At 37.3% G+C, this 12976-nt stretch carries 11 protein-coding genes; 4 read left to right on the top strand and 7 right to left on the bottom strand.

Going from position 1 to position 12976, the window contains the following annotated elements; genetic code table 11:
- Positions 1-55 precede the first annotated feature (55 nt).
- Positions 56-1156, top strand: a complete 1101-nt coding sequence (locus tag ACMAWV_RS04355; protein WP_103216425.1) for a porin — start codon at positions 56-58, stop codon at positions 1154-1156.
- On the opposite strand, the gene ACMAWV_RS04350 is transcribed toward ACMAWV_RS04355, so the two are convergent.
- Together ACMAWV_RS04350 and ACMAWV_RS04345 are read right to left on the bottom strand one after the other, a co-directional pair.
- Positions 1153-2295: a cation:proton antiporter gene (locus tag ACMAWV_RS04350; protein ID WP_412469873.1), complete on the bottom strand. Its 1143-nt coding sequence runs from the start codon at positions 2293-2295 to the stop codon at positions 1153-1155. The two genes, ACMAWV_RS04355 and ACMAWV_RS04350, sit on opposite strands and share 4 nt — an antisense overlap.
- Complete coding sequence (locus ACMAWV_RS04345) at positions 2295-3911, bottom strand: ABC-F family ATP-binding cassette domain-containing protein (protein ID WP_412469874.1); 1617 nt, start codon at positions 3909-3911, stop codon at positions 2295-2297. The genes ACMAWV_RS04350 and ACMAWV_RS04345 overlap by 1 nt, the downstream gene beginning before the upstream one ends.
- A gap of 166 nt (positions 3912-4077) precedes the next feature.
- Here ACMAWV_RS04345 and ACMAWV_RS04340 point away from each other — a divergent pair, with 166 nt between their 5' ends.
- Positions 4078-4905 (top strand): mechanosensitive ion channel domain-containing protein, encoded by an 828-nt coding sequence (locus tag ACMAWV_RS04340; protein WP_103216422.1) that lies wholly within the window; start codon positions 4078-4080, stop codon positions 4903-4905.
- An 80-nt stretch (positions 4906-4985) separates the two neighbouring features.
- A complete protein-coding gene (locus tag ACMAWV_RS04335) occupies positions 4986-5540 on the top strand; it encodes a hypothetical protein (protein WP_103216421.1) in 555 nt (184 codons plus the stop codon).
- 33 nt (positions 5541-5573) lie between these two features.
- On the opposite strand, the gene ACMAWV_RS04330 is transcribed toward ACMAWV_RS04335, so the two are convergent.
- The 5 genes from ACMAWV_RS04330 to ACMAWV_RS04310 form a co-directional block, all read right to left on the bottom strand.
- Entirely contained in the window at positions 5574-6374 is an 801-nt protein-coding gene (locus tag ACMAWV_RS04330; RefSeq protein ID WP_412469875.1) for a DUF2608 domain-containing protein, read from the bottom strand.
- 114 nt (positions 6375-6488) lie between these two features.
- Positions 6489-6854: a ribosome hibernation-promoting factor, HPF/YfiA family gene (gene hpf, locus ACMAWV_RS04325; protein ID WP_103216419.1), complete on the bottom strand. Its 366-nt coding sequence runs from the start codon at positions 6852-6854 to the stop codon at positions 6489-6491.
- 69 nt (positions 6855-6923) lie between these two features.
- Positions 6924-8375, bottom strand: a complete 1452-nt coding sequence (rpoN, locus tag ACMAWV_RS04320; RefSeq protein ID WP_103216418.1) for an RNA polymerase factor sigma-54 — start codon at positions 8373-8375, stop codon at positions 6924-6926.
- A gap of 49 nt (positions 8376-8424) precedes the next feature.
- On the bottom strand, positions 8425-9159 hold the full coding sequence (gene lptB / locus ACMAWV_RS04315; RefSeq protein ID WP_103216417.1) for an LPS export ABC transporter ATP-binding protein: 735 nt from the start codon (positions 9157-9159) through the stop codon (positions 8425-8427).
- A gap of 7 nt (positions 9160-9166) precedes the next feature.
- Positions 9167-10102 (bottom strand): LptA/OstA family protein, encoded by a 936-nt coding sequence (locus ACMAWV_RS04310; protein ID WP_392990962.1) that lies wholly within the window; start codon positions 10100-10102, stop codon positions 9167-9169.
- Positions 10103-10268: 166 nt separating this feature from the next.
- On the opposite strand from ACMAWV_RS04310, the gene mutS reads away from it, so the two are divergent.
- The gene (gene mutS, locus ACMAWV_RS04305) at positions 10269-12962 is read left to right on the top strand and encodes a DNA mismatch repair protein MutS (RefSeq protein ID WP_103216415.1); all 2694 of its coding nucleotides are present in this window, start codon (positions 10269-10271) and stop codon (positions 12960-12962) included.
- Positions 12963-12976 lie beyond the last annotated feature (14 nt).

The following is a 12976-nucleotide window of genomic DNA, read 5'->3' as shown; positions in this document are numbered from 1 at the left end:
CGCATAGAACCTTACTAAAATTAATTTATCGATTATTGATTTGAGTGAGGATTCTATGTGGGTTAATAATTTAAGAAGGTCTCTCGCATTTTCTATATGCGCGAGTTCATTTCTTTATTCAAGTACAATCACAGCTAAGAACCTCGGCGATGACTTCAGTCTCTACGGTAAAATATCCATGGCGGCCATTGGTCAAGATGGAGCTCAATCATTAAATAATAACTCTTCTCGATTTGGTTTTAAATATAAGAGAGATGGCCTAATCGAGAAATTCACCACTGGTCTTCGTGCTGAGTTTGGAATCAATACCAGCAATACGAGCCAGAGCATACAAAGCATCCCCAACACCACGGGACGCTTTCAAGTTGACAATACTAGCGACCGGCCCTTTTCTACTAGGCTAGCTTATCTTTGGATTGAAAACGGAGATTTCAATGCCACAATAGGAAAGAACTGGTCTGTCTGGTATGACGTAACAGAAATGACTGATATCTTTATGGTCACTGGTGCCTTTGCCTCCTCTACTTTTACTGCTAATAGTGAAGTCATTGGAACTTCTCGTGGTGTAGATCTTTTGGAATTTCGCTACAAAATTGGTGACCTACATTTTGGGGCCCAAACAAAGTTTACAGGAGATGAAACGGCCGAATACGATTCTGATGGCGATGGAATTGACGATGCAGTCCTCACTCTTGAGCATTCAATTGCCGCCTCTCTAAGAATTGTTAAAAAAAATTACAAAGTTGGAATTGCAGCGATTAATTTAAATTCAAATAATAATGGAGTTGAAATTGCGAAACTTTCAGTTACCGTTGGAGCAAATTATTATTTTAAAAACCTTTTTATCGCCGCAGTCTACGGTGACACAAAAGACCTCGAATTAATTGATGGCAGATTCGTAAGAACTGATAATGTCGAGGCAATTATGGGTTGGCGCTTCAACCCATTTCACCAGATAATGATTGGATACAATTGGCAAACTTCTGATGACGATGGACTGGATGATTATGAAATGTCTAAAATTCTTGGATCATATATGTATACAAATGATCAGTATGAATTAGGTATTGAGTATGTATTTGATGATAGTGTCGATGTCAGTGGAATGCGCCCAAAGAACAATCAGCTCATTTTAGGCGCAACCATGTATTTCTAATAATTTTCAGGTGGAACTTTTTTAAACATAAAGGCCGGTATTACACTTGAAACAAGAGTGTAGATAACAAGACCTGAAATAATCTCTAAAGGAACTTCAAAGCGCTCCTTAGCAATCTGGGCCATTACTAAACCAAAGATAAGTGTCGGTAGTAATGAAACAGTAATCTCTTTACGGTCTGGCCAGAAATCCTGCATAAAGAATTTCATATTTGAGTATGTATTGAAGATTCTAAGAGGAATGAAAATTCCTAAGAATGCTAATCCAATATATAGTCCATCCATTGTAAATAGATCTTCAGTAAAGCCTACACCGGCCTTAAAGAAGTAGAATGGAATGAAGAAAGAAAAGAACATCTGTAGGTTCTTTAAAATTTCTTCTGACTTCTCAGATTTTCCAAAGTGCTTAAATTCTGAAGCAATAAATCCAACAAGGAATGCCCCTACTAGATAGTAAGTTCCGATTTTCTTTGTGATAACACCACAAATAAGTGCAGTAAGAATTAAGAAACCAACTTCTGAATCCTTTGCATATGGAGCGATATATTTGAAAAATAATTTGTAAGAAAGGGGTAAAAAGACACTAAGGGCAACTAAAATAAAGGTAGAACTACCAAGGTTAACTAAGCTCTCCGACTGAAGAGTAATAAATAGCAGTAAGATGGCAGAGATCTCCTTAGAAATTGCTTTTGATCTAATCCAGTACTCCTGCCCTTCACTAAATCCATAATTCTTTAGTGAGTTTAAGATGAAGCCTGTTGAAGGAGTCATGATACCAAGTGCAATTAAAGTAGCTGCACGGAAACTAATTGAAAAGAAGAAGTGAATCCCAAAAGCAACTATAAGTGTGATGGAGATAGTCTGGGTAACCCCGGATAGGAGCTCTTTCCAATTCTGCTTCAGTTCTTCAAATTCAACTTCAAAACCAGCGAATAAGAATAAAGATGTGATCCCCAAGCGAGAAAGCATTAGTAGTAGATCATCATTTTGAAACCATCCAAGCCCAAGACCAGCAGCAATCCCTAAGAAGATTGATGAGATACCAATTGGGATTTGGAATCGAAGTAAAAGTTTTGGAAGAATGAGAAGAATTGTAAACAGTAATAAGTACTGTACTTCCGTATTCTGCAAGTTAACCATTATTGTCTCTCCATGTATTCAACGTATGATCCCGGGAAGATGCGAACTTCCCCCTTATCCACTTCGTAAACATTTTCAGCTAATTCACTAAGAAAGTGTCTATCGTGGGATACAAACATTACTGTTCCCTCATAACGTTTAAGTGCATCCAGTAGAACCTCTCTTGATTTAATATCAAGGTGGTTTGTCGGCTCATCTAGAACTAAGAAATTATTATTTTGCGAAAGTAGTACGGCCATAACAAGACGAGACTTCTCTCCCCCTGAAAGGTACTTAACTTTCTTATCAACGTCTTGGCCTCTAAATAAGAAGGCCGCAAGTAGGTTTCTAACATACCCATCACTTGCCATTGGTAGATCTTTTCTAACTTCATCAAAAACACTTGATTCTGGATTTAGAACTTCCAGTGAGTATTGAGAGAAGTATCCGATCTTGATACTAGGGCCAATCGCTACTGTTCCAGCAGTTGGTTCAGTATGAGCAGTAATACACTTTAAAAGCGTTGACTTACCCGCACCATTTACACCAACTACGGCGATTTTATTTGTTCTTTTAACTGTTGTTGATAGTCCATGAAAGACTTCATGCGCACTTCCGTCAGACAGTGGCCATGATTTTGAAAGATCTTTAATGATAACAACATCATCCCCACCTCTTGGAGGCGTTGGGAATTGAAAGTTAATTGTTTCTTCCTCAGCAGGAACTTCAATACGATCAATTTTTTCAAGCTTCTTCACTCGAGATTGAACTTGAGCAGCATGTGAAGCACGTGCCTTAAATTTTGCAATGAACTCTTCTTCTTTTGCTAGCATATCAGCTTGACGAGAAGCTTGAGCAATTAATTGTTCACGACGAAGGTCTCTTTCTTTCTCGTAGAAGTCGTAATTACCTGTATAAGTCGTAATTCTCTTATGAGCAATTTCCACAATCTTATTACAAACATTATTCATGAAATCACGATCGTGGGTCGTCATAAAGATTCCGCCCTTAAAATTCTTTAGCCAGTCTTCAAGCCAAAGAATCGATTCCATATCGAGGTAGTTGGTAGGCTCATCCATTAGGATAAGTTCAGGATTAATTACAAGAACACGAGCAAGAGCAATACGCATCTTCCATCCACCAGAGAAGTCTTCAATCATCTTATTATGATCAACAGGCATAATCCCTAGTCCTGTTAGAACTTCCTCAGCACGTGTTTCAAGATCATAGCCACCACGCTTTTCAAACTCTGACTGAACGTCTCCCATTTTCATCAGGACATCATTCATCTCATCGTCACTCATATTGGCACAATCAGCTAACTTGTCTTCAAATTCTTTAAGCTGTTGTGCTAGCTCAACAACTTTTACGTCTCCAGACATAACGACTTCTTTTGCCGTCTGTCCTGCCATCTCCCCTACTTTTTGAGAGAAATAGGCCCAACGCAATTTATCAGGAAAAGAGATTTGACCTTCATCAGGTTTCTCCTCACCAATAATCATACGAAATAAAGTTGTTTTCCCAGCTCCGTTTGGACCAACTAGCCCAACCTTTTCGCCTGGATTTATTTGAAAGCTTCCACCGCTATATAAGGTTTCACTACTTTGGATTTTTGAAATATTGGAAACATTTAACATATGCTGTAAATCCCACTCAACTTTTAATATTTATTTAGCTGCTATTTAATCTGAATATACGAATAAGTTCAGTCTAGCATGGCACTTCTAAATATGTCTTTAAGATTCGACACTTTTAACGCATTTAATCGTTTGGAAATCAGCTATTTAGCCTTATAATTTGCCTATGACTTTAGAAAATATATTCGTTGATACACAAGGTGAAATTAAAAAATCAGTTTATGTCACATTAGTACTGATTCTTTTCTATTTAACTAACCATATCTTTTCTTTCATTTTGAAAAAGACTAGTAGCATAAATATTGAAACGAAAAGACGCTATGTTGTTAACACAAATATTTCGTTAACGATTATCTTCGTCTTTATTACTCTTTATATTTATTCAACTGAGTTGAAAAACCTGGCCTTCTCACTTGCCGCCCTAATGGTTGCCATAGTCCTCATCACAAAAGAACTCTCTCTTAATATTATGGGTGGTATCTATAAGACGTTTTCTGGTGGATTTATTATTGGGGATACTATTGAGATTGATGGCAAGCGCGGAAGTGTTATCGACCGAGATCTATTCACGACAACTCTATTAGAAGTTGGACCAAATAAAACATCTCACAACTATACAGGACGCTCTGTTATTATTCCAAACTCAATATTCTTAACAAATCGAGTAACGAATGAATCATTTTTAAAGAGTTTTGTTCTTCATACTTTTAAAGTTGTTCTCTCTCCAGATTGTGATTGGGAAAAAGCGGAGAGAATTCTTCTTGAGAAATCAGAATTCTATTGTTCTGAATATTTTGAGCAGGCCCAAGTTGTTTTAAACAAACTATTCACAAAATCTCACTTAGAAACACCTATTCTAAAACCACGTGTTCAAATCAATTTTACTAGTAAAGATGAGATCGAACTCAATGTTAGAATAACGGCCCCAGCAAGAACGAAAGGCTCTGTAGAACAGAAGATTCTTAAAGATTTCTTGCGAGAGTTTTATAAGTAAGAGACTGGTGCCAAACTGTCTCTAGACAGCGACTTTCAATATAAGATATTTAACCCCTACAATTTCAGTAGGGAGAAATTATGAAAAATATCTTAAGAATATTCTTATTCACACTAATCTCAATTACGTGTATTCAGGCCAATGGAGCTCCTACAGAGCTTGCCCCATTTGATCAAGCTGGTTCATATTTTGATGAAGACCAAGGGCTTATCATCGGAAGTGATGGACTTAGATACTGGCACCAATCTAACAATACAATGAAGAATGAGAATGGTGTTATTTTCAAATTCAGACTTTTCTCGATTAAAGCATCCGATGGTAAAAGATATAGGAAAGCATCAAAAACTCATATCAAAGAAAATTGGGAAGCTAAGCGCTATCCAGTAAAACTTAGTCAACGTATGCTAACAATTAGAGAAGATGCTGGAGTTGATTTTAAAGAACTATCTAATGCCATTGAAAATGGAGATAGCATCTATCTTTCTAAGCAAGAAAGAGATTCACTATCGGCTTACTTAAGGGTTAGACAACATGAGCAAGATAGCTGGGATGGTAGCTTTAGAACGAATCGTACAGGTAGAACAACATGTACAACTCATGGAATGAATACAGTTTGCACAACAACTTCATATTAAAAAAAAGCCTTCTTACGAAGGCTTTTTTATTTTTTAATTTAAATCTTTATTTAATTTTTTAAATTCTTCACCAATTCGTATTTCAAGCTTCTTATCTGATTCGTTAAACTCTTTTACGATAGCATCAGTTGTCGTTAGACGATAGGCAAAGACAGTAAGCTTATTCGCTTTATTATTCTTATACTCTTTATCCATACTCTTCATATGCTTTAGACGATCATCTAAGAAGAAGACTGCTTTATACTTCTTGTTAATCCCTGGACGATTAATTAAGTGAGTAAGCATTTGGCCCTTATTAAGTCCTGAAGTCATAAAGATACCATCAGCATAACGTACTTCTCTTCCTTGTAACTTTGTCATAAATGGAAGTCTTGGGGCATTTACTTTATTAAGATTAATTCCATTCTTATTCATTTCTCGAACTGTTGCAGGATAATTAACAGGACCTCTAGAAGTGATAGAAGTTACTCCGTAACCTGTCTCTTGTAGTTTTTCGATCAGTCTTGGAATTTCTTTTTCAACTAGAATCATATCAGAAATAAATGTTGCTTTATAAGAGTACTCAAGCATTTCATTAACTGACTTGGCAATACAATGAACCGGACAACCATTGTTAATTTGTTCCTTCTGCCAGTTATACCACTGATCACTACCGAAGCTTGTTTTGAATCTTAAAAGAGTGTTATCGATATCATAGACAACAAGAACATCACTTGTTTTTAATTTATTCTTCTTAGTATACTCAACAATCTTCTTATAAAAGTCAGAGTGAGAAGCTATCTCCTGATAAGATAGGGCGCTAAAAGCGATTAAAATAGAAATTATATATTTCATCATGTCTCCTTTTCTTGACCAGCAAGCATACCAGTAAAGGAGGCAAAATAAAAGCCTTCCATAACGGAAGGCTTTATATGCAAAATATACAGAAAGTATGTTTATATTGACTGATTAAGACGCCATATCATCATAGTCCATCCACGCATCGTTTGGTTCGAGGATTTCCATGTCTTTGTGAGCCATCTTTTTCTTATTAAGCATTTTTTCTTTCTTTCTTTGTACCTGTTTTTCAATCTTAGCAACAACAAGATCAATGGTCTTATATAGGCTATCAGAGTGAGCTTTCGCATGGTAATCGAACTTCGGTCCAATTACTTCGACTTCGGCATAGTGTTCGCGACCATCCCTAACCTCACAACTCCATTTTAGATGTAGATTTCCATCAAGGTACTTTGCGATTTTTTCTGACTTTTCTTGGATTCTCTCATCAAGTGCTGGCGTATGATCTAGGTGTCTAAAACTTACTGTTACTTTCATAAAATACGTTCTCCTCTATGTGTATAGTATCTTGGCTAAACCTATCGGCAGTTTCTCCAAAATATCGAGCTATTTTACTTTTCTTTTTGACGACGACAAAATCCCAAGCATTTCTCTATACTTAGCGACTGTACGTCTCGCAACCTTCACATCTTCTTGGCTCAAAAGGTCGGCAATCTTTTGATCCGATAAAGGTTTCTTCTCATTTTCATTGTCGATAAGTTCCTTAATTTTTAATTTTAGAACTTCACCTGCAACGTCGATTCCACCTTTGTCTCCACCGATTCCCGCATTGAAAAAATACTTCAATTCAAATAGGCCAATTGGTGTATGCATATACTTATTTGAAGTAGCACGAGACACTGTTGACTCGTGAACTCCCAGCTCATTAGCAACATCTTTTAGAACCATAGGCTTTAAATGTTTTGGCCCCTTCTTAAAAAATTGCTGCTGCTTTTTCACAATTGATTTTGCCACTTGATCAATTGTACGCTGTCTCTTATTTATAGACTTTATTAGCCATAAAGCCGACTTAAGTTTTTCTTCTACGAATTCTTTAGCTTCTTTATTTTTCAGGGATTCTGCTTGATTAAGCATATCCTGATACATTTTAGAAATTCTTAATCTTGGTACACCATCGTCATTAACCTGAACAACGAACTCTCCCCCTACTTCAACAACAAATACATCTGGTGTTACGTAATGAGTATCTCCACCACCTACAAGACGTCCTGGTTTAGGGTGAAAATTATGAAGCAGTTTTGCTGTTTCAATAATCTGTTCTTCTGATACTCCAGTGTCTGCAGTGATTTTCTTATAATCTCTATTTTTTAGATTTGTTAAATGAAAACGAATTAGCTTCTCTAAAAGCGGTGAACGCTCTTCTGCAATTCTTGCTTGAGCTAGCAGACAGTCAACAAGGTCTTGAGCACCACAGCCAACTGGATCAAGACGCTGAACAATTTCTAAAATATCTAGACAGTGCTCACGCTCTAATTTTGTTTTTTCAATAAGCTCATCAAATGGACATGACAGATAGCCATCATCATTGATATTTCCAATAACCTCAATGGCAAAATCAATTTCGACATCGTTTAAAGCTTCCATACGAAGCTGCCATTCAAGGTGTTCAGCAAGGGACTCTCCCTTTGAAACCATATTTTCATAATTGGGCATATCGTCTGGACTAAGAGAAGGTGCGGCCATATTTGGCTCGTATGTCGTCGAGTTATAACTATCGACATACTTTTGCCAATCCATATCATCGCCACTACTCATCATGGCCTCTTCTTTAAAATCGTCGGCCTTAGCTTCTTTAGTTTGACTCTCTAATTTATCAAGTTTGTAATCACTTTCACCAGGTGAAAACTCTTCCAGCATTGGATTTTCTACCATCTCCTTAGCGATGACATCTGTCATTTCTAAATGGCTTAATGTCAGTAATTTAATCGCCTGCTGAAGCTGCGGCGTCATCACGAGCTGCTGAGTTTGACTGAGATTCTGCGAAAGTTTTGTGGCCATATTGGTTCCTTATTCTTAGTAACCAGACCAGCTTATTTGCTTGGTCTAGCTACATTCTAAATTCTTCACCAAGATAGAACTTCCTTGCTCTTTCATTGTTTACAATTTCATCCGGTGTCCCACTTACAAGTAATTCTCCACTACTCATAATAAACGCGCGATCAACTACTCCTAATGTTTCTCTCACGTTGTGGTCGGTGATTAGTACACCGATATTCCTTCTCTTTAGACTGTTAATAACACTTTGAATGTCATTAACTGCTAACGGGTCAACTCCAGCAAAAGGCTCGTCGAGAAGAACAAACTTAGGCTCAAGTGCCAGAGTTCGTGCAATCTCAACTCTTCTTCTTTCACCACCGGAAAGAGCTGAACCAAGAGATTTTCTAATATGTCCAAGTCCAAAGTCTGCTATCAAGTTATCAAGAAGTGTCTTCTTCTTGGCCCTTGGTAGTTCTCGATTTTCTAGTACCGAGAAGATATTGGCCTCAACTGTTAAATCTCTAAAGATGCTGGCTTCTTGTGGAAGATAACCAACTCCCTTTAATGCCCTAATATGAATTGGTTGCTCTGTTAAGTCTTCGCCAGATAAATCTATTGTTCCTTCATCTGCCTTAACTAGCCCTACCATCATATAAAACGATGTTGTCTTACCAGCACCGTTTGGGCCGAGTAGTCCTACGACTTCTCCTTGCTTAACATCGATTGAAACGCCTTTTACGACTTCTCTGCCGCCGTAGACTTTCTTTAAACCATGAGCTGATAATTGTGCGATTTCTTCAACCATGCTGCTATTACCTTATTTTAAAGTTCGTATTAGCATCATCAACTTCTATGGTCTCGATGTCACGCCTAAGAACAATTGTATTTCCTTTTAAAACGTCTTTCTTTTGATAAACCCGTGGGAGACCAAGCAGAACAATTTTATCCTCTGCCATATATCCCTCAAGTCGCTCACTAAAAGCCTTTCTTTTAAAAGGAACTTGTCCCTTAGGAGAAACAGTTTCCTCAATGACCACATCGTCATATAGTGCATAATACTTGAGTTTTTTATTGTAGTTATCTAGATAGATTTCGCCATTTCGGGCACTTGCAAGTAGTTGAGATTTCTGAAATTTTACATTTCCACTCATGTTGGCATTGCGATTGCTTTTATCAACAATAATTGAGTCTGCAAAAAACTTAACCGAGTCCTCATAGGCCCTCACTCTTTGCACCCTTCCCTCAACATTTCCGTCATAAGTTCCAACTTCTGTCACAAGATTATAACTTAGCTCATCTGCATTTACCGCGACTTCATAAGCCGAATCAAAATCTTTTGAAATCGATTCTGTCTTGCCACGGAAATTCACAACCTGAGAATTATCTGAATAATTCATACTCTCTGACTTAATACTCATATTGCGATTTCTAAGAACGACCTTTCCTCTAAGAGAAAGATATTTTTCCTTTGCGTTCAAGACACCAGTGTAAGCATCGTAATACATTGGCTCTGCTTGATGATCGTTAATAAGAACCCCATTAGGCTCTGTTAGAATAAGAACATCTGTTGTTAAATTTTGAGAAACCTCTGCCGCTTCAAGGTGATAGCGAGCATCTTTATCTGTCTTTTTAAAGTACTTAACATTTTTAAAATACGAATAAATATCTTGGTTCAAAAGATCCGTCATCGACTGTTCTAAGTCCTCGTCTTCGTAACGGCTAAAGAGTCCAAATAATGTTGATGTCATGATGCCAATAAGAAATAACCAGATTGACAAACGTTGTCCAACGCTTAGCAAAAACAACTTCCTTCAGTTTATGTAAATAATCAGCTATTTACGTCCTTCTATTTTACGACAAATAAGTGCGTCATGCCAATTGTAAGTATTGAAGTCTTTTCCATTGGTGGTGTATTTGGTAGACTTAATCGCTCAAGAATACACAACACTTAAGGGAATCAATAACATGACTTTAGAGATTGAAAAAATCGTTGCCGAAGGCGTAAAGCTTACACCAATGATGGCCCAATATCACGAAATCAAAGTGAACTATCGTGACCATATGCTAATGTTTCGCATGGGTGACTTTTACGAAGTCTTCTTTGAAGATGCAATCAATGCATCTAAAATTCTAAATATTGCACTCACTCACAGAGGAAAACTTGGTGAACACAAAATTCCTATGGCAGGAATTCCACACCATGCAGCTGCAACTTATATCGATCGCTTCTCAAGCGAGGGTCTTAAAGTCGCAATTTGTGAACAAGTCGAAAACCCAAAAGAAGCAAAAGGGATTGTTAAAAGAGCTGTTACTCAAGTTGTCTCTCCAGGGATGCCTTACGATCTCGATAAAACAGATTCAAAAGAAGACCAATTCATTCTTGCCTGTAATGAAGTAAATGGCCGCTTTGAAATTGTTGCCATTGATTTTACAACTGGATTCTTCAAAGGTTTTATTCTTGATAGCTTTGAAGACTTTATTGAAAAAATTCGCGTCCTTCATCCTAAAGAGTTCATTACATACTTAGGACAGTGGGATAAGTATGAGAGTGTCGCTACTCTTAATGAGCACAATGGAACTCTTGTCACTCACCTTTCAAAAGAATATTTTAATGAAAAGTACTCAAGTGTTTATCTTGAAAAGTTAATTCCAACTTATAAACGTGATCAACTTTTAAATGAAAACCAAAGTGTTCTCGGCCCAATTGGAGCGCTTTCATATTATATTTGTTCGACTCAAAATCATGAAGAGTTCACTCACCTCCACGCTTTCAGTCTATCTGATCGCACGGGTAGCATGAAGGTTACAATTCCTACTCTTACAGGATTAGAGATACTTCCAAAGTCACGTGAAACTTATAAAGACTCACTTCTTGGCTTTATGGATAAGACAAAAACATCAATGGGTTCAAGAAAACTAAAAACTGTTTTCACAAACCCACTAACAGATCGAAAAGAAATCACAAATCGTCTTGATACAATTGAGTTCTTTTTAAAACATGATGATCTTTTACAAGATACTCGCGAGGCTTTAAATAACGTTCGCGATCTTGAAAGAATCCTAGCGAAGGCTGCGACAAACCGTGCAAATGCTGGGGACCTTTTAAATATTTCAAGTGCAGTGGATGTGTACGAAGAATTAACAAATTCGCTAAGTGAGCTTCCAACTAATGTCTTTAAAGAAATGAAGACGGAAGATAAAACGAATTTATTCAAGCTTCGTGATGATATTAAAAAGACAATTAACGATGAAATAGGTGCAAATCTCGATAAGGGTAACTTAATCAGAGAAGGCGCAAATGAGACACGTGACCACCTTGCAAAGATTTCTCAAAATACGGCCCAAGCTCTAGTCGAACTAGAAAATCGCTACCGCGAAGAAACAGGAATTCAAAAGCTACGTATTAAATCAAATAATGTTGCTGGCTACTTCATTGAAGTTTCTAAAACTCATTCAGATAAAGTTCCTGCAAATTTTATTCGCAGACAAACTCTTGTTAACTCTGAGAGGTACGCAACTGAAGAGCTAACTCAATTTGAAAAAGAAGTTGTTGTTGCACGCGAAAAGCTAGAGAAACTTGAAAGAGAAATCTTTAAAGGACTAATTAAGCAGATCACGGATTTAAGCCATGCAATTCAAATGCTAGCAAATATCCTATCTGCAACAGATACTCTTCAATCACTTTCTTGGATTGCACGAAACGAAGAATTCTCAAGACCAACTATTTCTGAAAAGTCTCGTGACATGGATATTCGCGGAGCATGGCACCCACTAATTAAAGCTGCCATCAAAGATCAATTCATTCCGCACGACCTTAAACTTAATGATGAAACATACTTCGGTCTTATTACTGGTCCCAACATGGCCGGTAAAACAACAGTTATGCGTGAGATTGCTATTATCCAACTTCTAACACAAATTGGATCATTCGTTCCTGCAGACAATGCCAAAGTTAGTATTTGCGACTTCCTATTCAGTCGTCTTGGTGCAAGTGATGACATCCTAAAAGGACAATCGACTTTTATGGTGGAAATGGCCGAAACAGCTGAGATCCTAAGACACGCAACAGATAAGTCACTTATCATTCTTGATGAAGTGGGACGTGGTACTTCAACTTATGATGGCCTTTCAATCGCTTGGGCCCTAGTTGAACACTTCATTGAGAACACAAAAGCACTTTGTCTATTTGCAACTCACTACCATGAGCTAATTGATCTTGCGGATCGCTACCCAGAGGCAAAAAACCTTACAGTAGAAACGCAAAACCATAGAGGAAATGTTAAATTTCTATACCGTCTCGTTGAACAAGCCGCTTCACAATCATTTGGTATCTACGTTGCCAAACTTGCAGGCCTTCCTCCAACTGTACTTAAGCGTTCACAATCAATTCTTAAGAGCATGGAAAAGGAATCAAGCGTATCTCAAGCCTTACTTGATAGTGATCATAGCGAACAATTAGATTTCTTCAGTGTACAAACACCAGCAGAAATACCTGAGTACTTGAAACAAGTTGAGGATCACTTATCAAAAGTCGATATCAACAACTTAACTCCTATTCAGGCCCTTAATAAGCTTAATGAATTAGTTGATCAAATTACTTTAAACTAGAAATATTTGCCAAG

The sequence above is a fragment of the Halobacteriovorax sp. RT-1-1 genome (assembly GCF_047085455.1).
In the GTDB taxonomy this organism is placed as follows: domain Bacteria; phylum Bdellovibrionota; class Bacteriovoracia; order Bacteriovoracales; family Bacteriovoracaceae; genus Halobacteriovorax_A.
This window is presented reverse-complemented; position numbering and strand designations above follow the sequence as displayed.

What these genes read in the sequence shown, in the direction of transcription:
- ACMAWV_RS04355 (WP_103216425.1), top strand. Translation starts at nt 56, where the DNA reads ATGTGGGTTAATAATTTAAGAAGGTCTCTCGCATTTTCTATATGCGCG.
- ACMAWV_RS04350 (WP_412469873.1), bottom strand. Translation starts at nt 2,295, where the DNA reads ATGGTTAACTTGCAGAATACGGAAGTACAGTACTTATTACTGTTTACA.
- ACMAWV_RS04345 (WP_412469874.1), bottom strand. Translation starts at nt 3,911, where the DNA reads ATGTTAAATGTTTCCAATATTTCAAAAATCCAAAGTAGTGAAACCTTA.
- ACMAWV_RS04340 (WP_103216422.1), top strand. Translation starts at nt 4,078, where the DNA reads ATGACTTTAGAAAATATATTCGTTGATACACAAGGTGAAATTAAAAAA.
- ACMAWV_RS04335 (WP_103216421.1), top strand. Translation starts at nt 4,986, where the DNA reads ATGAAAAATATCTTAAGAATATTCTTATTCACACTAATCTCAATTACG.
- ACMAWV_RS04330 (WP_412469875.1), bottom strand. Translation starts at nt 6,374, where the DNA reads ATGAAATATATAATTTCTATTTTAATCGCTTTTAGCGCCCTATCTTAT.
- hpf (WP_103216419.1), bottom strand. Translation starts at nt 6,854, where the DNA reads ATGAAAGTAACAGTAAGTTTTAGACACCTAGATCATACGCCAGCACTT.
- rpoN (WP_103216418.1), bottom strand. Translation starts at nt 8,375, where the DNA reads ATGGCCACAAAACTTTCGCAGAATCTCAGTCAAACTCAGCAGCTCGTG.
- lptB (WP_103216417.1), bottom strand. Translation starts at nt 9,159, where the DNA reads ATGGTTGAAGAAATCGCACAATTATCAGCTCATGGTTTAAAGAAAGTC.
- ACMAWV_RS04310 (WP_392990962.1), bottom strand. Translation starts at nt 10,102, where the DNA reads ATGACATCAACATTATTTGGACTCTTTAGCCGTTACGAAGACGAGGAC.